The sequence below is a fragment of the Asaia lannensis NBRC 102526 genome, from assembly GCF_024054035.1.
Lineage (GTDB): Bacteria > Pseudomonadota > Alphaproteobacteria > Acetobacterales > Acetobacteraceae > Asaia > Asaia lannensis.
Map to the genome: position 1 here is coordinate 67,088 of NZ_JAMXQU010000006.1, position 24,328 is coordinate 91,415.

22 protein-coding genes are annotated in these 24,328 nt (G+C 59.7%); 10 read left to right on the plus strand and 12 right to left on the minus strand.

The genetic code is table 11. The features are described from left to right. Positions 1-60: 60 nt before the first annotated feature. Positions 61-1,800 carry an ATP-binding protein gene (locus NF685_RS09500; protein WP_373317785.1) on the plus strand — a complete coding sequence of 580 codons (1,740 nt, stop codon included), beginning with the start codon at positions 61-63 and terminating at the stop codon, positions 1,798-1,800. A 41-nt stretch (positions 1,801-1,841) separates the two neighbouring features. On the opposite strand, the gene NF685_RS09505 is transcribed toward NF685_RS09500, so the two are convergent. Further along, the gene (locus NF685_RS09505) at positions 1,842-2,195 is read right to left on the minus strand and encodes a UrcA family protein (RefSeq protein WP_252849459.1); all 354 of its coding nucleotides are present in this window, start codon (positions 2,193-2,195) and stop codon (positions 1,842-1,844) included. 373 nt (positions 2,196-2,568) lie between these two features. On the opposite strand from NF685_RS09505, the gene NF685_RS09510 reads away from it, so the two are divergent. Continuing rightward, on the plus strand, positions 2,569-3,363 hold the full coding sequence (locus NF685_RS09510) for an aspartyl/asparaginyl beta-hydroxylase domain-containing protein (RefSeq protein WP_222546276.1): 795 nt from the start codon (positions 2,569-2,571) through the stop codon (positions 3,361-3,363). A gap of 130 nt (positions 3,364-3,493) precedes the next feature. On the opposite strand, the gene NF685_RS09515 is transcribed toward NF685_RS09510, so the two are convergent. The 6 genes from NF685_RS09515 to mlaD form a co-directional block, all read right to left on the minus strand. Beyond that, complete coding sequence (locus tag NF685_RS09515; RefSeq protein ID WP_222546275.1) at positions 3,494-3,994, minus strand: disulfide bond formation protein B; 501 nt, start codon at positions 3,992-3,994, stop codon at positions 3,494-3,496. After that, on the minus strand, positions 3,991-5,334 hold the full coding sequence (locus tag NF685_RS09520; RefSeq protein WP_222546274.1) for an alpha,alpha-trehalose-phosphate synthase (UDP-forming): 1,344 nt from the start codon (positions 5,332-5,334) through the stop codon (positions 3,991-3,993). Before NF685_RS09520 ends, NF685_RS09515 begins: the two co-directional genes overlap by 4 nt. After that, positions 5,334-6,077 carry a trehalose-phosphatase gene (gene otsB / locus NF685_RS09525; RefSeq protein ID WP_252849460.1) on the minus strand — a complete coding sequence of 248 codons (744 nt, stop codon included), beginning with the start codon at positions 6,075-6,077 and terminating at the stop codon, positions 5,334-5,336. Before otsB ends, NF685_RS09520 begins: the two co-directional genes overlap by 1 nt. A gap of 123 nt (positions 6,078-6,200) precedes the next feature. After that, complete coding sequence (locus NF685_RS09530; protein WP_222546272.1) at positions 6,201-7,055, minus strand: DUF2155 domain-containing protein; 855 nt, start codon at positions 7,053-7,055, stop codon at positions 6,201-6,203. Further along, entirely contained in the window at positions 7,052-7,258 is a 207-nt protein-coding gene (locus tag NF685_RS09535) for a hypothetical protein (protein WP_252849461.1), read from the minus strand. The genes NF685_RS09530 and NF685_RS09535 overlap by 4 nt, the downstream gene beginning before the upstream one ends. After that, the gene (gene mlaD / locus NF685_RS09540; protein WP_252849462.1) at positions 7,255-7,755 is read right to left on the minus strand and encodes an outer membrane lipid asymmetry maintenance protein MlaD; all 501 of its coding nucleotides are present in this window, start codon (positions 7,753-7,755) and stop codon (positions 7,255-7,257) included. The genes NF685_RS09535 and mlaD overlap by 4 nt, the downstream gene beginning before the upstream one ends. A 215-nt stretch (positions 7,756-7,970) precedes the next feature. On the opposite strand from mlaD, the gene NF685_RS09545 reads away from it, so the two are divergent. The 4 genes from NF685_RS09545 to NF685_RS09560 all read left to right on the plus strand — a co-directional run bounded on the left by NF685_RS09545 (position 7,971) and on the right by NF685_RS09560 (position 11,742). After that, a complete protein-coding gene (locus NF685_RS09545) occupies positions 7,971-9,518 on the plus strand; it encodes a TSCPD domain-containing protein (RefSeq protein WP_252849463.1) in 1,548 nt (515 codons plus the stop codon). A gap of 33 nt (positions 9,519-9,551) precedes the next feature. Then, positions 9,552-10,028 (plus strand): RidA family protein, encoded by a 477-nt coding sequence (locus NF685_RS09550; RefSeq protein WP_222546268.1) that lies wholly within the window; start codon positions 9,552-9,554, stop codon positions 10,026-10,028. Between the two features lie 207 nt (positions 10,029-10,235). Then, the gene (locus NF685_RS09555) at positions 10,236-11,390 is read left to right on the plus strand and encodes a GNAT family N-acetyltransferase (RefSeq protein ID WP_252849519.1); all 1,155 of its coding nucleotides are present in this window, start codon (positions 10,236-10,238) and stop codon (positions 11,388-11,390) included. A 160-nt stretch (positions 11,391-11,550) separates the two neighbouring features. Then, positions 11,551-11,742: a hypothetical protein gene (locus NF685_RS09560; RefSeq protein WP_252849464.1), complete on the plus strand. Its 192-nt coding sequence runs from the start codon at positions 11,551-11,553 to the stop codon at positions 11,740-11,742. A 43-nt stretch (positions 11,743-11,785) separates the two neighbouring features. Here NF685_RS09560 and NF685_RS09565 read toward each other — a convergent pair whose 3' ends face one another. After that, positions 11,786-13,810, minus strand: a complete 2,025-nt coding sequence (locus tag NF685_RS09565; protein ID WP_373317783.1) for a M1 family metallopeptidase — start codon at positions 13,808-13,810, stop codon at positions 11,786-11,788. Between the two features lie 386 nt (positions 13,811-14,196). Next, on the minus strand, positions 14,197-15,429 hold the full coding sequence (locus tag NF685_RS09570; RefSeq protein ID WP_252849465.1) for a glycosyltransferase family 32 protein: 1,233 nt from the start codon (positions 15,427-15,429) through the stop codon (positions 14,197-14,199). Between the two features lie 432 nt (positions 15,430-15,861). Between NF685_RS09570 and NF685_RS09575 the strand changes: the two genes are divergently transcribed. From NF685_RS09575 to NF685_RS09585, 3 genes are all read left to right on the plus strand, one after another. Continuing rightward, positions 15,862-16,251: a hypothetical protein gene (locus tag NF685_RS09575; protein WP_252849466.1), complete on the plus strand. Its 390-nt coding sequence runs from the start codon at positions 15,862-15,864 to the stop codon at positions 16,249-16,251. An 80-nt stretch (positions 16,252-16,331) separates the two neighbouring features. Next, positions 16,332-18,740, plus strand: coding sequence for a TonB-dependent receptor family protein (locus NF685_RS09580; RefSeq protein ID WP_252849467.1), 2,409 nt, complete (start codon positions 16,332-16,334; stop codon positions 18,738-18,740). Between the two features lie 9 nt (positions 18,741-18,749). Next, positions 18,750-20,111 carry a PepSY-associated TM helix domain-containing protein gene (locus NF685_RS09585; RefSeq protein ID WP_252849468.1) on the plus strand — a complete coding sequence of 454 codons (1,362 nt, stop codon included), beginning with the start codon at positions 18,750-18,752 and terminating at the stop codon, positions 20,109-20,111. Here NF685_RS09585 and NF685_RS09590 read toward each other — a convergent pair. From NF685_RS09590 to NF685_RS09600, 3 genes are all read right to left on the minus strand, one after another. Next, the gene (locus NF685_RS09590) at positions 20,097-20,768 is read right to left on the minus strand and encodes an SCO family protein (protein ID WP_252849469.1); all 672 of its coding nucleotides are present in this window, start codon (positions 20,766-20,768) and stop codon (positions 20,097-20,099) included. The genes NF685_RS09585 and NF685_RS09590 overlap by 15 nt on opposite strands. Before the next feature lie 181 nt (positions 20,769-20,949). Continuing rightward, positions 20,950-22,239: an adenosylhomocysteinase gene (gene ahcY, locus NF685_RS09595; protein ID WP_222546261.1), complete on the minus strand. Its 1,290-nt coding sequence runs from the start codon at positions 22,237-22,239 to the stop codon at positions 20,950-20,952. A gap of 143 nt (positions 22,240-22,382) precedes the next feature. Further along, positions 22,383-22,754 carry a hypothetical protein gene (locus NF685_RS09600; RefSeq protein WP_222546260.1) on the minus strand — a complete coding sequence of 124 codons (372 nt, stop codon included), beginning with the start codon at positions 22,752-22,754 and terminating at the stop codon, positions 22,383-22,385. A gap of 271 nt (positions 22,755-23,025) precedes the next feature. Between NF685_RS09600 and NF685_RS09605 the strand changes: the two genes are divergently transcribed. Continuing rightward, on the plus strand, positions 23,026-24,111 hold the full coding sequence (locus NF685_RS09605) for a CorA family divalent cation transporter (RefSeq protein WP_222546259.1): 1,086 nt from the start codon (positions 23,026-23,028) through the stop codon (positions 24,109-24,111). Positions 24,112-24,328 lie beyond the last annotated feature (217 nt).

Genomic DNA, 24,328 nt, shown 5'->3' on the forward strand with positions numbered 1-24,328 from the left:
CCGCAGCGTGAATCCTTCGGCAGACGCCCCCGGCGCGGGGCTCCGGGTTTCGTCGCGCAGATGCTTCGTCGCCTGCGCAGACGCTCCTTTCGCTATGGTGACACGATCGCGCTCGAGGCGGGGCGGGAAGAGGGCCACAAGGCCAGAAAACGCTTCAGTCTGCCCCGTTTCGCCTCTCCGCTCATGCGGCGTATCTTTCTGCTCAATACACTGCCTCTGGCCATTCTGGCCGTCACGCTGCTTTTTCTGAACGACTTCCAGAACAGCCTTCTTGAAACCGATGTAAATGCCCTGCGTGAGCAGGCGCATATCTATGCTGCGGCTCTGGGTCAGATTGCCGTCGTACGCGATCCGGCGCGTCATCCGTTTCCCGGTGCGGAATTCATGCTGGATGGAGCCGAGGCCCGCCCGCTTCTGCTTCGCCTGACAGAGCCGAGCCCCAATGTGCGTGCGCGTCTGGTCGGGCCGGATGGAACGCTGGTGGCAGACAGCCTCAACGAAGCCGCTCTGGTGCGCCGTGACCGAAAGGGGCAATCGGGGGCCGGTGAGCCCGCCCCGCCGCCCCGCTGGCAGCCGCCGCGCAATAACGGCATCGAAATCGCCTATGAGTGGCTGCTCTCCCTTCTGCCGCTTTCCTCACGCGAGGGCATTGTCACGCTCGAAAGTCAGGACAGTCCGCCGCCCCTTCGTGCAGCAGGCGAGTATCGCGGGGTCGAGGCGGCTCCCTATATCCGGCGCACGCCAGAGCACGAGCTTGTCATCACAGTGGCTGAGCCGGTCATTCATGACGGGCAGACCGTCGGCATTATCCAGCTTACCCGTCAGGCGCAGGAAGTCGATCGTTCCCTTTTTGCCGTACGCTCTTCCATTCTCTCGCTGTTTCTGGCCGCCATGGCTGTGACGGTCCTGCTGTCATGGTATCTCTCGATCACCATCGCCCGTCCGCTTCTGCGTCTTGCCGTGGCCTCGCATGACATGCGCGATGTTGCGGGCCGTGCCGACAGCGTTCCGGAATCGCTGCTGGTGCGTCGCGACGAAATCGGGGTTCTGGCACGCGCCCTGCGTGGCAGTGTGCTGGCTTTGTGGGCGCGTATGGACGCCATCGAGCGTTTTGCTGCCGATGTCAGCCACGAAATCAAGAACCCTCTTTCATCCATACGTTCGGCCATCGAAACCCTGCCGCGTATCGAGAACCGTGAACGACAGACCCGTCTGCTGGCCATCATCAATAACGATGTGCGTCGTCTGGACCGTCTGATCAGCGATATTGCCGATGCAAGCCGTATCGATGCGGAGCTGTCACGTACACGATCCGAGCCTGTTGCTGTGGGTATGCTGCTGTCGATCCTGACGGAAATGCACCAGACCACGCGAAAGCCTGAAGATGCGATCATCGTTCTGGATGATTCCCATGACGATGCCAATCATCCGCTGCGGGTTCTGGCGGTCGAGGATCGTCTGGTTCAGGTGCTGCGTAACCTGATCGGTAATGCCATCTCGTTCTCTCCGCCGCGTGGTCATATCACGCTCTTCATGCGCCCCGAGGACCGGCAGATACGTATTACCGTCAGCGATGAAGGGCCGGGCATTCCCCCCCTCAAGCTCGAGGATATTTTCGACCGCTTCTACTCGGAACGTCCCCAGACCGAGAATTTCGGACAGCATTCAGGTCTGGGTCTGGCGATCAGCCGTCAAATTATCGAAGCGCTGCATGGCACATTGCATGCTGAGAACCGGTATGACGATGCGGGCCGTATCATCGGCGCGCGTTTCGTCATTCTTCTGCCACGCGCGCTGTAACCCGGGCCTGTTCGCGCCAGACCCTTTCCCGTTCTGTCCGTTCACGAACGTGCCAGACGGGTCTCGGTCGCGAGGGTACGACGGGCATAGATATCACGCATCTGCTGAATACCGTTTTCATAAGCCGACTGGGTGCATTCCTCGATTTCGGCATCGCGACGTTCACTGGCCGTGATGGTGCGCTCGCAGAGATCGGCAGCTTTCGCACGAACAGCATCGGCCACACGGTTCCAGTCGCGGTCGGATTTCAGGCTGGTATTGGAAACATCGATCTGTGCGGACTGATCGGGGGTAGCCTGAATGGTTTCGGCAAGACGATCCTGAGCAAGAGCGGGCTGGGCAGCAAGAGCGACGAAGCTGACGGCAGCGGCGATGGACTTGGCGAAAGCGAACATGATCGAGATCCTAAATTGTCCCCCGGGCCCTTCGCCCGACGGTCTGATCCCTCTCATGCAAATGCCGTGCCAAACTCGTTCAGTTGGCGATTTTCAGGGTGCTTAATTTCTATATTCCGAAAATACGAGCTGGAAAACATAATTATTGGTGTAAAGCGCCATGATATAACAATTATTACCATCTTGATATGGAATCCCCAATGGATGGGGGCGCGCGAGACGAAAAATGCAGGCGAATGATCTCGGGTCATTCTCAACGACTGTCTTTCATTTCGAATATATTACGAAGTGAAGAGCGGCGCGTTTTCTGTCCTTCGACAATATTGAATGGATCGCGAACTCGGTGCAGTCTCCCGTCCAAAAGGAGGAACCGATGGATTACCTCGGCAAACGCGTACAGGATCATGGCAAGAAGCTGCCATTTATTGGCAAATCGCTTTATCAGATTGGCAAGGATATGCGCCCTGCTATCGATCGCTTCATTGCCCGGCAATCTCTCATACCCAATACTGCGCTGGTCGATACGCGCTTCTTTCCATGGATACGCATGATCGAGCGTCATTGGGAAACCATACGCGATGAAGCTGTCGCACTTCGTGCGCAGGATATTCCGTCTCTGGGCGAGATTTCGAAAGAGCATGGCCGTATTGCTGGCGATCTGCGCTGGCGCTCGTTCTTCTTCGAAGGATATGGTTATCGCCGCGAGGAGAACTGTCGTCTTGCGCCGCGAACTGCCGCGCTTCTTCGTCGTATTCCTGGTCTGGTTACGGCCAGTTTTTCCGTTCTGGAAGCGGGATGTCGTATTCCACGTCATGTCGGCATGACAAAAGGAACACTCGTTTATCATCTGGGGCTCAGGATTCCCAAAAAGCGGGACTCATGCCAGATCACCATAGAGGGCGAGAATCACAACCACGTCTATTCCTGGGCCGATGGTGAATCCCTGCTGTTCGACGACACGTATAATCATCAGGTGTTCAACGATACCGATGAGGATCGTTACATCCTGCTGCTTCAGATCCAGCGTCCCTGCCGTCTGCCTGCAAGGCTTCTCTTGCGTTTCTTCCTGTTCTGCGTGCGTCATTCGCGTTTCGTGCAGGAAATCAAGAACCGTCTCGACAGGATGCCCGCCAGACCGTCACCTGTTTCTGCGGTCGAACCAGTCTGATCATGAAGGTTCCTGGGGTGGTCATGGGGCTTCTACCCTATCGCCCACCTGAAGGCGTTCACCCTCGGGAAAACTGCCTGGGAATAAAGCCGGGATCGAAGGAACTCGTGCCTTTGCGGATACGCTGCGCTCAGCGCGCAGCGCGCCAGCGACGGGATTGCAGGACGATGCTGTAGCTTACGAAGATGAACAATATGGCAGCGGCAATACCGCCCAGAACGGTCATGGAAACCGGAAGGTGAAAAAGATACGTCGGATCGTCACAAGGTTTTGCGGGGCGCATGGGCATGCTGGCCATACGTTCGCGAAAGCTGGCTCCGGCGTGAAAAACTGGGGCGTGGCACGCCGGTAGCGGGCTTTCCCACCATTTCTGTTCCACACCGTTATGCAGACCGGCAAGCATGATGGCCGCAGCGAGCGCAGGCAGGCTCAGCACGGTCGCCCAAAAGCCGATCATGCCGGGTATCAGGAGCGCCAGAACGCCGAGAAAAGCGATAATGCGCCAGGGCGCGCGCTCGATCAGGCAGAGTTCGCAGGGCGCATAGCCGAGAACGTGCTCGGCCCACCAGGCAATCCCGATTGCAGCCATACCGGCGATAAAGAGCAATCCACCGGTCAGTCGCGCAATCATTCCTGTCTTTCGGTCTCTCTGAGCATATCAAGAAAGCGATCCGCCCAGTTGGCTGCCGTGTTCTGGGTGACATCGCGATGCAGAGCCTGCCAGCGTCTCTGCCGCTCTTCAAGACTCATTGTGATGCCAGCATGAATTGCGTCGGCAATACCCTCATGATCGTAGGGGTTTACCATCAATGCCTCTTCCATCTCGGGCGCAGCACCGGCGAGAGAGGACAGAATGAGGGCGCCTGGATCGTCCGGGCTCTGCGCGGCAACGAATTCCTTTGCGACAAGGTTCATGCCGTCACGCAGAGGGGTGACGAGAGCCACGTCGGCGATGCGATGGAACCCGGCCAGAACCTCGCGCGGAACGGATTGTGTCAGGTAGCGTATGGGCGACCAGTCGAAATTACCGTGCATGGCATTGATATGGCCCGCCATCTCATCCAGTTCGCGGCGTAGCGCGCGATAGCTTGCCACGCCTGCACGCGAGACCGGGGTGATCTGCAGAAGAACCGTCTCGCCCTTGTGTTCGGGGTAGCGGTTGAGAAAGGTCTCGTAGCCGTGGATACGTTCGGGAATGCCTTTGGAATAATCGAGACGATCGACGCCTAGAATAAGCTTTCGTCCGCGAAGGGAGGCATGAAGACGCTGGACTTCTTCTGCCATGACATTGCGTACGGCCTGTTCGCCGAACTCGACCGGGTCGATCCCGATCGGGAAGTGGGCCGCGCGTGCGGGCAGATTATTGGCCTCGAAGCAGCTGTTCATGTTGCTGGCATCTTCGGCAGTCTGCACGCCGATCAGATCGTAGGCTGCCATTTCACGCAGCATTTCCTCGGCGCAGGGCAGAACGCGCGTGACGCTCCAGGGCGGAAACGGGATATGCAGGAAGAAGCCGATCTTGGCCTTGACGCCTCGCCTGCGCAGCTTCGCGCCGAGCGGAAACAGATGGTAGTCATGGATCCAGATCGTATCGTCCTCGCGTAGCAGGGGCGCGAGCTGGTCGGCGAAAAGCGCATTGACCTCGCGATAGACCTGATAATCGAGACGCTTGTAGTTGATGATTCCGATGCGATAGTGGCAGAGCGGCCAGAGCAGACCATTGGAGAAATTCTCGTAGAAATGCTCGTATTCGCTGCGTGTCAGATCGATCGTGGCATAGGTGCAGCTCTCATGCGTGTCGAGCTTGGGTGTCTGGTCCTTGGACTGGCTGGTATGACGGCCCGACCAGCCGAACCAGAGACTCTCGGTGCCGCGTACGGCATCGCGAAGGCCAACAGCGAGCCCGCCGGCAGGCTGGTTTCGCTCGCGCGGGGCGGGCACACGATTGGAAACGACAACGAGGCGACCCATCAGGCAGTCTCCGCATAATGGGTGAGCCAGGCCCGGAAGGCCTGGGCAGTCTGGAAGTCATCGGGAATCAGATAGCCAAAGCCGCCCAGTTCTCTGGCGGCGCGAACGCCATCCATATCCGTCACATCGTCACCGACAAAAAAGGGCACGCGACCTGCAAAGGGCGCCTGTTCCATGAGGGCTTCGACAGCATTGCCCTTGTTGATACCCGCAAGGCGAATTTCCCAGGCCATCTTGGACGGATGAATCTCGAATACATCCTGCCCTGAGAGCCAGCTCAGAATGGCACTTTTAAAGGTCTCTTCAACCTCGGGGTTGCCGCGATAATGCAGAACGAGGCCGGCCTTCTTTTCCTCGAGTGCCGTACCGGGAAAGCGTCCGACGAGTTCTTCTGCACGATCCCGCCAGTCAGAAGGCAGTTTCGCGCCAGTTACCGGCTCTTCTGCACGATCCGGGTACCGACGCAGGGTAAGGCCATGCTCGCCCGCGACTGCCGTGGGAATACCCGGAAGGAAATGGTCGATCTGTTCGATAGGCCGCCCCGTGACGATGGCGAGTGCACCGCCGCAACGATCCCTCAGGCGCAGGAGAACATCGGCAAATCCGGGCTCGAGCTGCACAGAAGCCGGGGTTGGCGCGATATCGACGAGTGTTCCATCGAAGTCGAGCAGGAAGGCGGCACGGTCTGCCGTGGGTGCCGTGGGTCCGGTAGACTCTGGCACCGTGGGAGAGGGGGTTGTCATGGGGCTGATAACTTCCTCATTGATACGCGGTTGCACCGAAATTCAGGCACAGTCTCGTTATCAGCCCCAAATCTGATCAGAATATGTTCAAAATGTCATTTTGTTGCAGCGTTTCCCTCAACCCTATTGTCCATAGGGCTGCGGTGGCGGCAAAGCCTGACCGTTACCGCCCGAAACGGGGCCATTTGAAACGGGTCCGCCTGAAAGGGGGGCAAGCTGGGTGGGGCCGCCCTGATCGTCACGTGTCGTGCCTGAAGCTGTCTGTCGCGGCAGGGCATTCATCGGGCGCGAGGCGCCTGAGGGATCGCCAAGCGGGGCAAGGCGTGTCGGTCCTCCGGTGGTGGGGGACGCATTGCCTGAACGGCCTGTCGGCATGGAGCCCGGTAGTGTTTGCGGCGTCGCGGCATGGGACGGATCGTCCAGATCGCCCGGCTGGTTTTGCGCACCTTCTGGCGTTGCTGACGACAGGACGGGCACAACCGGCTGCGGCAGAGGCGCGACCGCAGGGTCGGCCTTCGGCCCGGAACAGGCGACGACCGCGAGGCCGTATAACGCGCTCTTATAGGCGTTGAGCGAAGGCTCTTCGGCAAGGATCCAGCCCGTAAAGCGGGCATCGGGGTCCGTTTCGTCGCTGGTCGTCACAAGAGCGGCCGCATCGCGGGGCAGGGTCTCGGGACGGTCGACGCAGCGCGTCACCTGTAGATGCAGGCTGCGATACTGTGCCTGCCCGCCCACAGGGATGGTGAGGGTCTCGATATGGGAGTCCGTGCGGTTGAGCACGCGTATGATCGCTTCGCCGCGCCCCTGCCACAGCGTGGCCGGATACATGACAGGCGGAGCAATAGCCTCGGCCGCATGAGCCACCGGCGAGAATGAGGGAGCTGCAAATGCGAGAGTGCCGCATAGCAGCAGGGTGCCATGCGATAACAGGGCGCCTGTCGTGAGGCGCGATCGGGGGCGTGCGAGGAAGGATGTCATGGCGTGAACTCCTCAAGCGCCTCGATCATGGCGACCAGATGGCGACGCATGGCATCGGGCGCCACGCCCATGAGAAGGGCATCTTCGAAAGCATCCTGAAGCGACTGGCGCAGTTCGCTTTCGTTTTCGCGAAGGACCTTGAGTTTTTCGACGCAGGCGATGGGATCGCCATTGCGATCGGTCCAGAGCGTCGATCCGCTCATGGGTTGGCGGCCTTGCGGCTCTTGTCGAGCGAGTCCGTGACTGAGAAAATGAACTTGCTCAACAGCTGTTCGAGGCTGATCGCCCCCTGGGTCTGTGTCACCATGCCGCCCGGCTTCAGGTTCTTCTCGTCACCACCGGGCGAAAGCGCGATGTACTTGCCGCCCAGAAGGCTGTCGGAGGTCACGATGGCCGCACTGTCTGTCGGCAGGTTGATGCCGTTACGTACCGTGAAGGAAACTTCTGCATGATAATTTGCGGGATCGACACGCTCGGATGTCACGTGTCCGACCGTGATACCGGCAAGGCGTACGTCCGAACCGACCGACAGACCGTCGATCTGGTCGAACACGGCGTTCAGTGTGTAGCCATCGGTACCGCCCTGATGGCGGCCGAGAACGGCAAGCGCCAGCAGGGCAGCCAGAACGACGAGGACCATGAACCCGGTGGTCAGTTCAAGAAGATCGCGACGGGGTCGCGCGCCAGACAGTGCACTCATTAGGCTATGGCCCCGAAAAGGATGAACCCGAAAAGGATGAACCCGAAAAGATAACCGTCCCAGTCCTACAGGCTTCGCTTGCGAGCGTCCATGACCCTGCTGGAAACTGCTCACGTAATGTTATCCACCATATCCCCATTATGCGGACCATTATCCCCTGTCTGCAGGGCCGAAATACCCTTTTCCATCCACGAGTCGATGCCTAGATTCAGGGTATGACAACGCTTCTCCAGTGGAACGGGGTGCGTATGCGTACTGCGCATGTCGCTGCCGATCCTGACGATCTTGCCCTGCGCGCCGTAACGCTTCCAGCCAGCTGGGACGACGAGGCGGCCATAGCGCTCCTGCAGCTTTCGGGATCGACCGGCGCCCTGCGCCTGTCGACCGAGGCCGCGCGCTGGCTGGAGCGTTTCACGACGCTCCCCGCCCTGCCCGGTGAACCCGGCGCGAAGGCGCTCGGTCCGATGCTTGCTGCAGGACTGCTGGAGCGTCAGATCGCGCCCATGGCCTCGCTATGGCAGGGGCAGATCGACCGGCGTGCAGGCTTTGTCGTCAATCTCGGGGCGTTCGTTCAGGAGGGCGAGTTCAGGGGGGACAGTTTCGTTGCGACCCTGCGTCTTGCCTGTGCTGCGCTGCGTCGCCTGCATGCGGTCAACGGACCCATGCTCAATGGCGAACTGCCTCTTTTCGATGGCCCTGTCACTGCACCGTCGGACGTGGACCAGCAGGGCGGTCCGGCCGGCACGCTGCTTCTGACCAATCTCGATTGCTGTCTGGCTCTGCTCGGCCTCGATTACGACAGTGAGACGGGGCGCGATGCGGCCTGTTATCTGAGCTGGCTTGCCACATCCCTGGCGCGTCAGGGTGCAGGCCCCGTGCCTCTGCCGCCCGTGTCCTGCCCGATCCCCGGGCTTGAGGTCACCGGCAGGCAGATCCGTGACGAAATGGAAGACAGTCTTCCGGATATTCCCGACAGGGCAGTGATCGAGACCGGTTTCTCTCTCCCTGGCCCGGTCGATGCACTTCTGGGTGTCGAATCCTGCGGTCTTGCGCCGATTTTCTCGCCCCTGCGGGATAATGGCCATCTTCGCGTCAGCGCCCTGTCACGTCTCGCCCATCGTGGGCTGAGCCTCGAAGCGGCGCTGGCATCATCGGTCATGGGTGATAACCCGCTGCCACAGCCGGGGCCCGATGCGCATCTGCGCATGCACCGCGCCCTGACGGGTTTCGTCGATCGTATGCCTGCCCGCCCCGATCCGGCGGCACCCTTGTCGCTCAGGGCTCGTCTGGAACGTGGCGTGCGTCGGCCGTTGCCCGCCCGTCATGGTGGCTTTACGCAGCGCAGTGCGATCGGGGGGCATCGTCTTTATCTGCGTACGGGCGAATATGAGGACGGTTCGCTGGGCGAGGTTTCCCTGACCCCGGGGCGGGAGAGCGCCATGGTGCGCGGCCTGCTCGAAAGCGTCGGACAGGCGGTCACGATCGGTCTGCAATATGGCGCCCCGCTCGAAGCCTATGTCGAGCAGTTTGCCCATACACGCTTTGGGCCTGCAGGGACGGTCGAGGGCGACCCTGTGGCCGCCTATGCCTCATCGCTGCTTGATTATGCCTTCCGGGCGTTGTCAGATAGCTATCTGGGCAAGCGCCTGCCCGATAGCGCGCCCGAAGATCCTCACGTCGTAGAGGAGGATCCGATGCTGCCGCTCGATATTCCGGGCGATCTTCCGCCGCGCGAACGTGGCAGGCTGCGTCTGGTCAGCTGAGGGGAGATCGCCTCTCAGCAAGGAGACACGATCATGTCCGATACTGCATCTGAAACACCTGCCTCGCGTCTGGCTGCCCTTGGTCTCACCCTTCCCAAGGCGGCTGCACCGGTTGCGACCTATGTGCCCGTAGCGCGTACGGGGTCGCTTCTGGTGGTGTCCGGCCAGCTGCCACTTGCCGGCGGTACGCTGAAGGCCACAGGCAAGCTGGGCGAGGATGTTGCGCCGGAGCTCGGTCGTGAATGCGCCGAGCTGTGCTTTCTCAATATCCTTGCGCAGGTCCAGGCCGAACTTGGCGACCTGTCCAGGGTCAAACGCATTGTGCGTCTGGGTGGCTTCATCGCCTGTACGCCCGATTTTACGCAGCATGCCACAGTCATGAATGGTGCGTCCGACCTCGCCGTCGCGATCTTTGCCGAAGCAGGACGTCATGCACGTTCCACGATCGGCGTTCCTTCCTTGCCGCTGGATGCGCCGGTAGAGGTCGAGGCACTGATCGAAATCGTCTGATTTCCGGCTTCCCGTTGCGCTGCCTCCTGCGTGGCCGCCGGGGAAGATCCCGAACGGTCCAGGAGCGCAGCCGACAGGGTACATCCTGACCGACGCGCTATGAAAAGACCCGTGCCCGACGTCAGGGGGATCTGAAGCAGGAAAGGTTTTCCGGTCCTTCGGTCGGGGCAGGTTGTTTTGCCCCATGTCGTAGACCACATCCTGCCCATGACGGACTGGTCCCTGACGCTTCATGCGTCCATCTCGGAAATCGACGCCGCTCTTTGGGATCGCTGTGCTGGCGATGACAATCCTTTTCTGTCGCACGGCTTCTTTCTGACCCTTGAAGAGAGCGGCTCTGTCGGGATGCGCACAGGCTGGCTGCCACGTTATGCTGCCCTGCGCGACGGGAGTTCTCTCGTGGCTGTGGCGCCATTGTTCCTCAAGGGGCATTCCTATGGGGAATATGTGTTCGATCAGGCCTGGGCGCGCGCCTATGAACAGGCAGGGGGCCAGTATTATCCCAAGCTGCAGATTGCCGTGCCGTTCTCGCCCGTCAGCGGGCCGCGCCTGCTGGTCGATCCTGCCTGCATCGACTCCGATGCCGTCATGGGTGTTTTTGGCGATGCACTGCGTCAGGCCTGTCAGGAACTGGGGCTGTCCTCGATCCATATGACCTTCTGCACCGGTCACGAACAGGATGTGCTGACCCCCCATGGCTGGATGGCGCGCACAGGGCTGCAGTATCACTGGCACAATCGGGGTTATGAGAGTTTCGATCAGTTTCTCGACGCGCTGGCATCGCGCAAGCGCAAGGCCATCAAGCGTGAAAGGCGCGAGGCGCAAAGCTGCGGCCTGGCATTTCGTACGTTGCGCGGTGCCGATATCACAGAGCACGACTGGGACCGTTTTTATGCGTTCTATCAGGCGACCATCGATCGCAAATGGGGGCAGGCCTATCTGACTCGCGATTTCTTTTCGGGTCTGTCTGCCCGTTTGGGTGAGAAGATCGTCCTGATGCAGGCCGTTCATGACGGTGTTCCGGTCGCCGCGGCGCTGAATCTGGTCGGGCGCGATACGCTCTATGGACGTAACTGGGGCTGCGAGGGTGACTGGCCCTTTCTGCATTTCGAGCTGTGCTATTATCGTGCCATCGATTTTGCCATTGCCGAAGGGCTTGCCTGTGTCGAAGCGGGAGCGCAGGGCGAACACAAGATCCAGCGCGGCTATCTGCCGAGTCTGACCCATTCGGCGCATTTCATTCGCGATCCGGCGCTTGCCCGCGCCGTTGGGCCGTATCTGGCCGAGGAACGCAAAGCCATTCTTGAAGAGAAAGAGGCGCTTGAGACCCTCTCGCCCTATCGTCATGAAAATAGTTGTTGAGAACGACTCTCACTATCATATAGGCTGACCGCAGTCGGGGTGCAGGGATAGGCCCGGTACCTCCCTGAAAGAGGATCGTCTTTCAGGTCATTGTTTTCATGCCCTGTCTCGGTCGCGCATATTGCCCGACCCGGGAAAGGGTCGCGAGGGTCAGACTGAAATGATCAGATATCTTTCGACCGGCGCTGCCGATCTTGCCCGCCTGCTTGCCCAGAGCCACAAGACGCAGCCCTCGCCTGTCTGGGCCGAAGCGCAGATGTTCTTTGGCTTCGATGGCGCCGAGCGCAATGAGACACCCAGCCTGAACGCGTCTACGCTCTGGAACGAACACAGCGAAGCCATTGCCCGCTGAAGAGCGCGCCTGAAACCGCAACAACGAAATCAGGCGCGCGCTGTTACGGATGCGATGAGGGTATCGTCACGGCCGGCTGAAGCGTGAGACCGCTCCTGTCAGGAATGGGCAGACCCCGATCGGGGTCGAGTGCAATGGTCTTCACCGCGCCATGGTCAGGGAAACTCAGGCTCAGCCGGTCATGCAGGGCCCAGGCTTCGGTCGGGATAAGACGGTCTGCCTGCGATCCATCCTGCCAGGTCACGCGCAGCAGGACGGGCAACAGAAGCTTGCCCTCATTACGCACGCCAATGGCGATGCTGCCGGGATTTCCATCCTTTGCAGGCTGTGCGGTCATGCCGTCGAGACGATACTGGGGGCACCAGTTCTCGAAATACCAGCCGCGCCAGAACCATGTCAGATCCTCGCCTGCTTCGCTGGACATGAAGCGGAAGAAATCGGATGGCGTCGGGTGTCTGAATGCCCAGGCGCGGATATAGGCGCGGAATGCAGCGTCGAAACGCTCTGGCCCAAGAATTTTCTCTCGCAATAGCATCAGCCCATAGGCGCTTTTGAAATAGGTTACCTTGTGACGGTATTTTTCCGGCACCAGTTCTGCGGGCATCATCAGGGTCGGCGCATCGCCAGCGGTCAGAACCGGAACGATATCCTTTGCCGGATCACCCGTCTCGGGGGCGAATTCAGGGTCTTTCTTGGGCGCGTACTCGCCGTGATTGAAATGCTGCGAGGCGTAGGCGTCTATGAAGGTATTGAACCCTTCATCCATGAAGGCATGACGCCGCTCATTGCTGCCGACGATCATCGGGAACCAGCCATGGCCCAGCTCATGGGTGGTGATCCAGAACAGCACGTCGTTTTTGTCCTGCCAGCCATCGAAGACGATGCCCGGATATTCCATTCCCGCGCCATGACCGCCGAGATTCACGGCATTGGGCCAAGGGTAGGGGTACCATTGCGAAGAGAAATACTCGATGGCGTGTTTCACATACTCGGTTGAGCGGTCCCAGGCCTGTGGGCCGGCGCCTTCGCGCGGATAGACCGACATGGCCAGACGTGGCTGGGGCTTCTGGCCTTTGGCGACGGGCAGGGCAGGCAGGTTCAGACGTGCGGCATCCCAGACGAATACGGGTGAGGCCGCAAAGGCCACATCGCGCGTATTGTCCATATGAAAGCGCCATGTCTTTTCACCCGAGCGCGCCAGATGACTGGCGGGGTCGAGTACATCTTCCGGTGTGCGGATCAGAACACGTCTGTCGCTTCTGGTCGCTTCGGCCAGACGCGCCCGCTCCGTCGAGGTCAGTACATCCTGGGGGTTGGTGAGGGCGCCAGAGCCGACCACCGTGAAATTCCATGGCACGGTCACGGCGTAATCGATGGTGCCGTATTCCAGATAGAATTCCTGGCCCAGATAGGGGAGCGTGTCCCAGCCGCGCAGATCGTCATAGACGCTCATACGCGGATACCATTGGGCGATCTCGTAGATCTTTCCGTCCTTGACCGGGGTAACGGCGGTGCGGCCGCCCCAAAGGCCGGGAATAGTGTGATGCCACGTCACATGCAGGCGAAGCTGCTTGCCGCCTGCAGCAAGAGGCGCTGGCAGGGTGATCTGCATGCGGGTGTCGGAAATATGGAAGGGCACCGGCTTTTCATGACCATCGACCTCGATCGTAACATCCCCGATCACGAAACCGTCCGAGCTGGCAGAATGCCAATCGGGATAGGCAACCCATGAGCGGGAATCCTTGCGATACATGTTCTGGTCGAGTTGCAGCCATAACACGTCGAGGGCATCGGGGCTGTTATTGGTATAGGTAATCGTTTCCGTGCCGCTCAGGGTCTGACTGGCTGTATCGATGCGTGAGGCGATGCGGTAATCGGCCCTGTTCTGCCAGTAGGCCGGTCCGGGACGTCCCGACCCGCTGCGCCATATATCGGGGGCGTCGGGCAGAACCAGCGTATCGAATACGGGTCGCATGGAGAGTGGCATGGATTGACTCGGCGCCGGACGTGCTGCGAGCGCTGTGCCCAGACAGGACGTCAGACCGAGAAGGGTAAGAAACGGACGCATCGGAAAGAAGCCTTGCGGGAAGAGGAAACGGTCTCCTGATCGTTTCACTTCCGGTCTCATTAGACAAGGGACTTCGGGGGCTTGCAGCTCTTCGGTCAGCGAAACGGGGATTGCATGATCGCGACGATGAAGATGCGCGGAGAAGGGGAGCTGAATGCGCATCCCGATACATTGCTACAGTGCTACTGTGCCGATCGCGCCGGGAGCGGCACTTTTCCTTTTCCTGCGGATTTGACCGATCGAGGTTCGGGCAGGGCGAAGGATGCCCCGTGCCTAAACCACACCGCCCTGTCCCGATCCGGCATCGATCGGGCCACTGGAAGGGTCATCGGAAGGGCTGGGCGTTTTACGGTTATCGCTTGAGCCCGGCTCTGGGGGCTACAGGATCAGACGGCCATCCAGTGCGGCGTCTGATGCTTGTACGGTGTATCGAATTCTTCGATCAGCTGACTGAAAACACGGTGATCGTGAATGCTGGTGGGGGCAAGCGGCGCGATACCGGACAGATCGCGATGGATCAGACGGTTCAGCGCGCGATTGAACACACCGGGGCCGGTCTTGTACGCGATGAACAGGCCGGGGTGCAGATAACAGTTGCGATAGATGTTCAGCAGGGCTTCGTTCAGAAGCGGGCTCTGGGCCACGGCACCGAAGAAGTCGTTATGAACGACATTGTTATGGGTCAGGAACAGGACATTCTGCTCATGACGATCAAGGATGAACTGCAGGGCCTGCTCGTCACGGATGCGGATATCCGCATCGAGCCACCAGCCACCCAGAGCCTGGATGACATGGACGCGCAGAATATCGGCGGCTTCGGCAGGGTGGCGCGCACCGAGGAACAGGGAACGGGCCTCAACGCCATAGACGTCGTAGAGCCACTGTTCGGCCTCTGGCTTGTCAAAAATCTTGACGTCCAGCCCGGTGATCTGGCGGTGGAAGTCGAAATTGCGCTGGATTTCTTCCGGAGGATTTTTGTCCCAGTAGAGGAACAGCTTGTTCGGGATAACGCGATGGTCGGCGCAGCCCTTGGTGAAAGGGAAATTCGCCTGAAGCGCAAAGCCGAGATACAGGGAGTCGATTTCCTCTCCTGTATGAAATTCCTCGAAGGCATTGGCCGTATGACGCATGGCGCCCATGGCATCGCCCTCGCGCCACGCCTTGTGCACGCTTTCGATGAAGTTTGCATGAGGAATGCACAGGGCACGCAGCTCGGCAATTTCATTGGCAGGCGCGTCCTGCCCGGCCTTCATGAGGCAGAGAAGACGTGCCTGAAGCAGGGACTGTGCCAGCGGGTATTCGCCATGGCTTTTCGAATGCAGATCGAACGCAACACGATAGAAGCGTGAGGCTTCCAGCACGCGGAAACTCGTATGCAGGATGTTCGCCAGAGTGAAGGCATGCATGACTGTCGTACAGCCATTCTGTCTGTAGAATGCGATCGCCTGACCGTCATTCGCAAAATCCTGGTCGGTAAGCGAATCCAGCCCGTTCAGCGTGTCCTTGAGCGGCGCGACATCGGTTTGTGTGTCGATCGCGGAAGTCCCGTCAGACCGGAGTTCATCCCAAGCCTCGATATCGGCCGAGACAGGGTCTGATCCCGGATTCTTGCTGTCCATTGCCCTTGAATTCCCGCTTCTGTGACAACTGCTATAGGCATCCTATCTCACATCCGTAACCATATGTCCATTCATCGATTTCACTAGTAATCAAATATATTATCTTATTATTTCTGTTTATATAATATTTGTGTGGGATGATGACCATGAAATAGTTGGATACAGGAAAAGACCAGATCGTCGAACATGGGGCCATGACGACAGACTTGTGCGATGACATGGCATCACTGTTAAATGATAGTATCAAACGTTAATATTTTTCGCAGGGACTAGGACATATCTGAACCGTTTCTCTACACGGGAATGCCCTCTATCTTTGCTCGCCCTCCGAGGTCGATGTGTCATAGGGCTGTTTGTCATTCAGAATCAATGTTGGGCGCTAGGACAAAATACCGATAGGCAACACAGGCCGGATCACCTAGTCATCACGTCATGATATCGACGCATGACAGGGTGGGAGGAAAGGCAGTGTTCTGGCTGCTCTCCCTGCTTGCGCTCATGATGCGTCTTGTCATGACGGCGCCCTCGCCGGGTCTCGTTCCGGACGATGCGCTCGACGTTCTGACCCAGATCTCGGTACTGTGCGACAGTACGCCGCTGCCCGGGCCCGACAAGCACCCTTCCACTGTTCTTGCCGATGCCGATCTTGCACTGACAGGCCTGCTCGATGGACATGAGATGGCTTTCGCCGGGAGCGTTCTGCACGCCGGAGCCATACTGTACGGCGTCATGACCCGTTTCTGGTGTTTCCCTCCGGTGCGTGGTCCGCCGCTGCATCGTCTGGGGACACGTTTCGCACAGGGACCGCCCGTTTTTTCCTGACCGCCTTCGTTTCATGATTTGCCGGTGCGCGATGCAGCGTGCGGTGAATCATGACCCCGTCTCCAGTCAGGTTATGGTCCATGTCACGTCTGTTCCATGCTGCACGCCTGTGCGGCACGTCTCTCCCTGCCCTGCTCCTGCTGGGCAGTGCTCCGTCTCTCGCCTCGAACCGGCCCCACAGGAAAACTGCCACCCGGCCTGTGCCGTCCCAATCCGTATTGCCCCATTCTGTATCGCGCGGCTCCGTATCCTCCGTGCCGCGATCGGGATCGAAAACACCGCCAGGGCCCGAGGCTGCGCGCCACGGTCACAAGCGCATAATCGAGTCCATAGAAGTCAGGGGGCAGTCCCGTGGCCCTGTCACGCTTTCACCCGTGGGGCAAACCACCTACAGCGCCGAACGTCAGGATTTTGCCGGTCACGTCGCACAGAATGTCGGTGACATGCTGGTGACCGTACCGGGGGCGAGCTTCCTGCAAGGCAATGGTCCGCGCGATACGGTGGTCTCCATCCGCGGATCGGGCGCGCGCCAGTCCTATGGGCTACGCAACCTTCAGGTGTCTGAAGACGGGTTTCCCGTCACCCAGCCCGACGGCACGGCGCGCGCCGATCTGATCGACCCTCATGCCTATGAGGGGGTCGACGTGTTTCAGGGACCGGCATCCACGCTCTATGGCAATTACGCCATCAACGGCGCGATCAACTTCCGCACGCGTAGCGGCGCGTCGATTCATGGGCTCGAACTCGGTTCCGATTTTGGCAGTTTCGGCATGTTCAACAACTACATGACGCTGGGTGCCGGCAATCGTGCGTATGATTTCATGCTTTTTGCCAGCGATGTGCGCAGCGACGGGTTTATCGCCAACAGCCAGTATGCGACGTCGACAGAGAACATGCGCCTGCGTGTCTCGCTCTCACCCAGAGACCGTCTCGTTCTCAAATTCATCAACAACGTGACCGACGCTTTTCTGCCGCTACGGCTTTCACTCAACCAGTATCGTCTCAACCCCTATCAGCAGGGATGTGCCACTGCCTCCGGTGCTGCTGCCGGGTGCGCCACGGTCTCACTCTATCGCAACGGCGCTTATGGCGCCCAGACTGCCGTTACGCCGCAACAGGCCAATCTGGGGCGTTTCGACCGACGCAGTATTGTCGGACTGCGCTGGGAGCACGATTTCACGCCGCGCATGGTCTGGCGTACCCAGTTTACCTATGACCAGCGCCATGTCGAGCAGCCGACCTCAACCACCAGCTTTGTAGGGCCGTTCAACTCCTATAATGTCCAGACCGATCTGACCCGCCACGATACGCTGGGCAAGACGCCGCTCACCAGCTTCGTTGCCGCGAATTTCGACTACATGGATTACGGCTATCAGGTTTATGCCCTGCTGCCGCAGCCGGGTGCGACACGGGGCAGCGAGACATCGACCTCTTATGGACATCAGTGGAATATCGGCCTGCGCTTCGAAGAGGACTGGCAGTTCGCGCCGAAATGGCATGTGGTGATCGGACTCGGTGGCACGCAATCCGATATCGGGGCTGTGCAGACCGTTTACAGCCGAAGCGCCAGTGGCATGCGGTCCCAGTATATTCCGGCTAACCGGCGCTTTTTCAATCTTGCGCCTGAGGCCTCTGTCGTGTTCGCGCCCGACAAGGCCTGGACCTGGCATGCCCGACTTGGCACGGCCTATGCGACACCGGGCTATTCCAGCTTTTTCGTCACGCCCCAGGGCAATTACGGCAATAACACCCAGCTCAAGAGCCAGAGCAGCCTGGGCATCGATCTTGGTACGGCATGGCATCCGTCACCTGCGCTCGATGTTCAGGCAACCGGGTTCTATGAGTTTTACAGAAACGAGCTGGTCAGCCAGTCAGCGGGAGTCAACACGCAGGCCGGCAGCTACACGTTCAACGCGCCGGCTTCGCAGCATCGTGGCGTGGAGCTTGCCGCGACATGGCAAGCCCTGCCGCATTCCCTGCCGGGGGCGAAGCTGCGTCTGTCCTATACCTATGACAACCAGATCTATACGAATTACACCGAAATGCTGTCGAACACGGCGCTGTCTCGCAGCTTTTCGCGCAAGGGCAATCTGATACCGGGCGTCATGCCGCATTTCCTGAATGCGCGCGTGCTCTACGACCAGCCTTCGGGGCCGCTCGAAAGTCTGGGCGGATTTGCAGAAGTGACATGGCGCAGCGCCTTCTTCATCGATAACGCCAATCTGCTCAAAGTCCCCGGATATGGTCTGCTCAATCTGGAAATGCATTACGACCCTCCCGCAAGGCTGGGCTGGGTGCATCGTCTGCACAGCTATCTCGAGGTGCAGAACGTTGCCAACACTGTCTATGCCGCGGGCGCGACGACCATCAGCGACAGTCTTCTGGCCAATGGGCAGCAGGCTGGCGCGTCTGTACTCGCGGGCAAGACAGGGTCGATCTATGCCGGTAGTCCACGCGCCTTTTTCGGTGGCGTGCGGGTACGGTTCTGAGGGACGATCATGACACAGGCTACGCGCTTCTCCCGTCCCGTCCTCGCTCGCCCATTCTGGCCCGATCGCGCCACGCTTTGGCGATGGCATTTCTTTGCCGGGCTGTTCTGCCTGCCTTTCGTCATCATGCTTTGCGTGACCGGCTCGCTTTATCTGTTCAAACCGCAGATAGAGACCTGGCTCGACCGCGATATCGACCGCACCGTTTCAACAGGGTCACCACGAAGCGTGAGTGCCCAGCGCGATGCGGCGCTCGCGGCCGTGCCGGGCGGTCATTTTCTCGCGCTTGAAATGCCGTTCCAGGCAAGGCAGGCCACACGTGTCCTCGTTGCGCATGGGGCCGATGTGGCGCGGGTCTATATCGATCCTGTCACCCTCAGGGTCATGGCCAGTCGCAATGAGCAGACACGTTTCGAGCGCCTGGTATTCAGGCTGCACGGGCAGTTGCTGATCGGCAACTGGGGCTCTGCAATCATGGAAATGGTCGCGTCATGGACGTTGGTCCTGATTCTGACGGGGCTGCTGCTCTGGTGGCCGAGACGAATGGTCGCAGGCGGGACTGTCCTGCCAAGGCTGGGTGCGAAAGGCCGCCTGTTCTGGCGCGATATCCATGCTGTCGGAGGCGTGTGGATTTCTCTCGTGCTCGTGCTTTTTCTCGTCTCCGGCCTGCCGTGGTCTTTTATCTGGGGATCGGCCTTTTCTGCCGTAGAGAGCCGTATCGGCAGGCTCGTCACCATTCAGGACTGGGAGATCGGGGCGGTGCCCATCGCCGCAACGCTCTCGGGATATGCCACCATGCCCGGCATGTCGGACGCCGAGATGGCGGGGATGACTATGGAATCCCGGCCCCAACCGGCTATGACGCAGATGGGGCTGGATGCTGTCTATGAAACAGCCCGTGAACTCGCCTATCCCGCACCGGTGCTCATTACCCCACCCGCTACCACAGGGGCAGCGTGGCATATACGCTCTGATGCGCAGGACCGTCCGAAACGGATCGAGGCCAGCGTGACGGATCGAGGGCACGTCACCCATGTTGTCCGTTTTGCCGATAAAAGCCTGTCAGACCGGCTGATAGGCTATGGCGTGGCCTTTCATGAGGGGCATCTGTTCGGTGTGCTCAATCTCGCCCTTAATCTGCTTGTCGCGTTCTTGCTCACACTCGCCAGTGTGGCAGCGCTCATGCTCTGGCTCAGACGTCGTCGCCCCGGCCATCTCGATGCGCCCTGTGCCTCGCCACGCCCCATCGGCTGGGGTGCGCTTTGCATCATGGGGTTGATGGGGGTGCTTTTGCCCGAGCTCGGCGCCTCGCTTTTATTGCTCGTTCTGGCGAACTGGGGGCTGGGCAGGCGGTTTTCAGCGCTTCGCTAGATAAGGGGCAAGATCATGCGCCACGACAGCCGGGCTTGAATCGGCAGGAAGAATGGCCTGGAGACGGTTTTGGCCGTCCATCAGGTAAAGTACGGAGGAATGGTCGATCCGGTAATCGCCCTTTTCCTCGTCTCCCCCGTCACGATCGGCTGCAGGATCGAGCGTTACGTGCGACGTGACATGAAATGCCTTTGCGACAGCGTTGATCTGCGCTGTCGTGCCGGTCAGGCCGATGATCTCGGGCGAGAAGCGTCGCGTATAAATCCCGACATCCTCCGGGCGATCCCGCTCCGGGTCGAGCGTGATGAAAACCGGTACCGGGCGCAGCATGTCGGGGGGAAGCAGCGTATAGGCCTGCGCTACAGTCGCAAGTGTCAGCGGGCAGACATCGAGACAATGCGTGTAGCCGAAATAGATGAGTGTCTGCTGTCCCGCAAAACGCGCCTGCGTGGTGGGGCGGTTCGTACTGTCAATCAGGCTGTAAGGACCACCGATCTGCGTTTGATGCCGATGGGCAAACAGGGTCCGTAAACCGGTTGCTCCGGTGAAAAGTCCGGCGATGACCAGCGTAGGCACGATCCAGAGGCGGAGCGTAGCACGTCGCGCGCTGGATGGCTTCGATCGGAGAGGTCTGGCGGTGGAGGATTTCCGGGCCATGCGCGTCTCCCTTTTAGAGAAAGAGGCGGGACTTTGGCCCGCTCCTTGCAAAGAGGCAAACCCCTTTTACCCCCAGTGAGAGGGGGCCAGAGAGCAGAAGCCCCGGGGCGATAGCTCTGGACAAAAGCCCTGGGGCAATAGCGCTCTGGCGGTGTGCAGGGCAGAGCCCTGCACGCCTTTGTCAGTAGCGGTATTCTTCGTGCTTGAACGGACCGGCAACCGGCACGCCGATATAATCGGCCTGCTTTTCGCTCATCTTGCTCAGCTCTGCGCCAACCTTGGCGAGGTGAAGTGCAGCCACCTTCTCGTCCAGCTTCTTCGGCAGGGTGTAGACCTTGGTTTCGTACTGGCCGGGCTTTGCCGTCCAGAGTTCGATCTGGGCCAGGGTCTGGTTGGTGAAGGATGCCGACATCACGAAGGAAGGGTGACCCGTGGCATTGCCGAGGTTCACGAGACGGCCTTCGGAGAGCAGGATGATGCGCTTGCCGTCGGGGAATTCGATCTCGTCCACCTGCGGCTTGACGTTGTCCCACTTGTAGTTGCGCAGCGCCTCGACCTGGATTTCGCTGTCGAAATGGCCGATGTTGCACACGATGGCACGGTGCTTCATCTCGCGCATATGCTCGACGGTGATGATGTCGACATTGCCCGTGCAGGTCACGAAGATATCGCCACGCGGTGCGGCGGCTTCCATCGTCACGACCTCATAGCCTTCCATCGCAGCCTGAAGGGCGCAGATCGGATCGACTTCGGTCACGAGTACGCGGCAGCCTGCATTGCGCAGCGAAGCGGCAGAGCCCTTGCCCACGTCGCCGTAACCGGCAACCACGGCAACCTTGCCGGCCATCATGACGTCGGTGCCACGGCGGATCGCGTCCACCAGGCTTTCGCGGCAGCCATAGAGATTGTCGAATTTCGACTTGGTGACGCTGTCGTTCACGTTGATGGCCGGAACCTTCAGCGTGCCCTTCTTCGCCATTTCCCACAGGCGGTGCACGCCGGTGGTCGTCTCTTCGGACAGGCCGCGCACATCATTCAGCATCTCGGGGTACTTGTCGTGCATGAGCACGGTCAGGTCGCCGCCGTCATCGAGGATCATGTTCGGCGTCCAGCCATCGGGACCCTTGATGGTCTGCTCGATGCACCACCAGAATTCTTCCTCGCTCAGGCCCTTCCAGGCAAAAACCGGCACGCCGGTTGCAGCGATGGCAGCTGCAGCCTGGTCCTGGGTCGAGAAGATGTTGCACGACGACCAGCGTACGGTCGCACCAAGGGCCGTCAGCGTCTCGATCAGCACGGCGGTCTGGATCGTCATGTGCAGACAGCCAGCAATGCGCGCGCCCTTGAGCGGCTGGCTGGCGCCGTATTCCTCGCGGAGCGCCATCAGGCCGGGCATTTCGCCTTCGGCAATGGAGATTTCCTTGCGGCCCCATTCGGCCAGGGCGATGTCGCGCACCTTGTAATCGGTCATTCTGAAACCCTTGTTTCTCTGGTGAGGGGCATTTGTATAGAGCGAGTTCCCGCTTTGGGCCAGCGCGCATGAAAAAAGCGCCTGCCCAGAGGGCAGACGCTTCGTTTTTCACCGGACCGGTCCGGGTGTCGACTGGTTCGGAATTACTGCTGTGCCGACTTGTCGGACATTTTCATGCCCTTCATCCCGTGCTTGTGCTTTGACGCTTTTTCATGCTGCGGCGAGGAAATCGGCATTTTTTCCGATGTCTGACCGGTGGGGGTCGCCGTGCCCATCGGAGCGCCCGGCGCCTTGGGGTCCGGCTGCTCGTTCATCTGGTTCTTGTACGTCTTGTTCTGCTCGGTCGGGTTGTGGATCTGCGTCGACTGGTTCTTCAGTGCTTCTGCCTTCTGGGCAGAGGGGGCCTGCTCGCTATCGGTGGCCGTCGTCGCCTGAGCGAAAGCGGGGCCTGAGACCAGGGCAGGGGCAGCGAGGAGGGCGGATGCGGTCAGAACGGCCTTGAGTGCATGTTTCATGACAGGCTCCTGTCGAATAACGGGGTAGGGATGCCAGACCTGTTTTTGGACTTGTTTATGGTTTTGCTGGACATCTTGATGGACAGGTAACAAACCGGGGGCGTTCCGGTTTCCTTGCCGCTACATTAAGCTTGGAAACCGGTTGCCTGGACCTCTCGCCCATGCGAGACAGCGAGCACGTTCGCCCGGATCGGACGTCTGGAATGGAAGTCCAGGACAGACGTCTATAAACAGACGCCCATAACGAGATTTCCTCAGGATGGAGGATGGCATGTCCAACACACGCTCACAGCTGCCGTTCTCCGTTATTGCAGGTCAGGACGTGAAGCCTGCCGGGACCCTGCCGCATGGCATTGCCAATGGGCTTGTCTGGGCAATCAGGGCGCGGCCGGGCGAGGACCCTGTTCCACTTGAGCCTCATGAAATCGAGAGTCTGCTCAACGACCGCACACCGCCCTCCAATTATCCCAAGCCGTCGGAAAGCTGGGCCTGGCTGCATTTCGACACAGTGCACAGCTCGGCGCGCCAGCACGTGGCAACCCTGCCCTGCCTGCCAGAGGATGTCAGCGCGATGCTGGCCGAAACCGAATATGGCGTGATGCTCGAAGCCATGCCCGGCCTTGTATGGGGCGCGCTCCCGGCATTCGACGATGCTGTGTCGGAAGAGGATCGCGATATCTGCGCCTGGCGCTTTGCCATGCGCCCCGATCTTCTCATCACGACAAGGCGCAACCCGATCCCCGTGCTTGGAGCAGCCTTTCGCACCCTGCGTGCGGACTCCATTCCGCGCAGCCCTGCCGGTGTGATCGACCGTGCCCTGCGCGAGTTCACCGGCAGTGTGCGTCGCCAGATCGGCAAGCTCGATGACGAACTCGATCGCGCAGAAGACGCGCTGTTGCTGATCGAGCGACGCACGGATCTCGGTCATCTCGGCGGTATTGTGGGCAAGGGCAGGCGACGTGCTACCGAACTCCGCCGTGTGGTGACCCCGATCGATCGTGTGTTGCGCGATGAGGATCTGGAGTTGCCCGAATGGGCCGAGGACGAATTACGCGACCGTACCGAGCGTCAGGTTCATGCTGCACTCGATGACATGATCGCCCTACTCGACCGTGCCCGCTCGCTTCAGGATGAGCTCGGTTCGTCACAGGCAGAAGAAACCAACCGCCGCCTTTACATTCTGACGGCGGCGACCATCCTCATGTTCCCGGCAACGCTGGTGACCGGGTTTTTCGGCATGAATACGGGCGGCATGTATCTGGCCAGCGGCCAGTACGGCACGCTCGAAGCGGGTGCCGTGTGCTTTATTGCCATGATCCTGACCTGGGTATTCCTGAAGCTCGCCCGCCTTCTCTGAGACGACGATCCAATACGTCCCGCAACAGATGCGAGTCGATTGCAAGACGGCGGTCGGTCGAAATCCCTGTGCCTGAAACGTCAGGAAGAGAGTATTTCTAAATTTATGTAATATTGATCTTCATCAATACTTAATCGTTCGCGAATAAATTTCGAGACAAAAGTCATACCGTACCTTTCTTCAGGATTGCCGTGCCATTGCAGAAATCGGAACTGCG

What these genes read in the sequence shown, in the direction of transcription:
- NF685_RS09520 (WP_222546274.1), bottom strand. Translation starts at nt 5,334, where the DNA reads ATGGGTCGCCTCGTTGTCGTTTCCAATCGTGTGCCCGCCCCGCGCGAG.
- NF685_RS09590 (WP_252849469.1), bottom strand. Translation starts at nt 20,768, where the DNA reads ATGGCCCGGAAATCCTCCACCGCCAGACCTCTCCGATCGAAGCCATCC.
- NF685_RS09605 (WP_222546259.1), top strand. Translation starts at nt 23,026, where the DNA reads ATGTCCAACACACGCTCACAGCTGCCGTTCTCCGTTATTGCAGGTCAG.
- ahcY (WP_222546261.1), bottom strand. Translation starts at nt 22,239, where the DNA reads ATGACCGATTACAAGGTGCGCGACATCGCCCTGGCCGAATGGGGCCGC.
- NF685_RS09545 (WP_252849463.1), top strand. Translation starts at nt 7,971, where the DNA reads ATGACAACGCTTCTCCAGTGGAACGGGGTGCGTATGCGTACTGCGCAT.
- NF685_RS09505 (WP_252849459.1), bottom strand. Translation starts at nt 2,195, where the DNA reads ATGTTCGCTTTCGCCAAGTCCATCGCCGCTGCCGTCAGCTTCGTCGCT.
- otsB (WP_252849460.1), bottom strand. Translation starts at nt 6,077, where the DNA reads ATGACAACCCCCTCTCCCACGGTGCCAGAGTCTACCGGACCCACGGCA.
- NF685_RS09585 (WP_252849468.1), top strand. Translation starts at nt 18,750, where the DNA reads ATGACACAGGCTACGCGCTTCTCCCGTCCCGTCCTCGCTCGCCCATTC.
- NF685_RS09550 (WP_222546268.1), top strand. Translation starts at nt 9,552, where the DNA reads ATGTCCGATACTGCATCTGAAACACCTGCCTCGCGTCTGGCTGCCCTT.
- NF685_RS09580 (WP_252849467.1), top strand. Translation starts at nt 16,332, where the DNA reads ATGTCACGTCTGTTCCATGCTGCACGCCTGTGCGGCACGTCTCTCCCT.
- NF685_RS09500 (WP_373317785.1), top strand. Translation starts at nt 61, where the DNA reads ATGCTTCGTCGCCTGCGCAGACGCTCCTTTCGCTATGGTGACACGATC.
- mlaD (WP_252849462.1), bottom strand. Translation starts at nt 7,755, where the DNA reads ATGAGTGCACTGTCTGGCGCGCGACCCCGTCGCGATCTTCTTGAACTG.
- NF685_RS09515 (WP_222546275.1), bottom strand. Translation starts at nt 3,994, where the DNA reads ATGATTGCGCGACTGACCGGTGGATTGCTCTTTATCGCCGGTATGGCT.
- NF685_RS09555 (WP_252849519.1), top strand. Translation starts at nt 10,236, where the DNA reads ATGACGGACTGGTCCCTGACGCTTCATGCGTCCATCTCGGAAATCGAC.
- NF685_RS09575 (WP_252849466.1), top strand. Translation starts at nt 15,862, where the DNA reads ATGATATCGACGCATGACAGGGTGGGAGGAAAGGCAGTGTTCTGGCTG.
- NF685_RS09530 (WP_222546272.1), bottom strand. Translation starts at nt 7,055, where the DNA reads ATGACATCCTTCCTCGCACGCCCCCGATCGCGCCTCACGACAGGCGCC.
- NF685_RS09560 (WP_252849464.1), top strand. Translation starts at nt 11,551, where the DNA reads ATGATCAGATATCTTTCGACCGGCGCTGCCGATCTTGCCCGCCTGCTT.
- NF685_RS09565 (WP_373317783.1), bottom strand. Translation starts at nt 13,810, where the DNA reads ATGCGTCCGTTTCTTACCCTTCTCGGTCTGACGTCCTGTCTGGGCACA.
- NF685_RS09535 (WP_252849461.1), bottom strand. Translation starts at nt 7,258, where the DNA reads ATGAGCGGATCGACGCTCTGGACCGATCGCAATGGCGATCCCATCGCC.
- NF685_RS09600 (WP_222546260.1), bottom strand. Translation starts at nt 22,754, where the DNA reads ATGAAACATGCACTCAAGGCCGTTCTGACCGCATCCGCCCTCCTCGCT.
- NF685_RS09570 (WP_252849465.1), bottom strand. Translation starts at nt 15,429, where the DNA reads ATGGACAGCAAGAATCCGGGATCAGACCCTGTCTCGGCCGATATCGAG.
- NF685_RS09510 (WP_222546276.1), top strand. Translation starts at nt 2,569, where the DNA reads ATGGATTACCTCGGCAAACGCGTACAGGATCATGGCAAGAAGCTGCCA.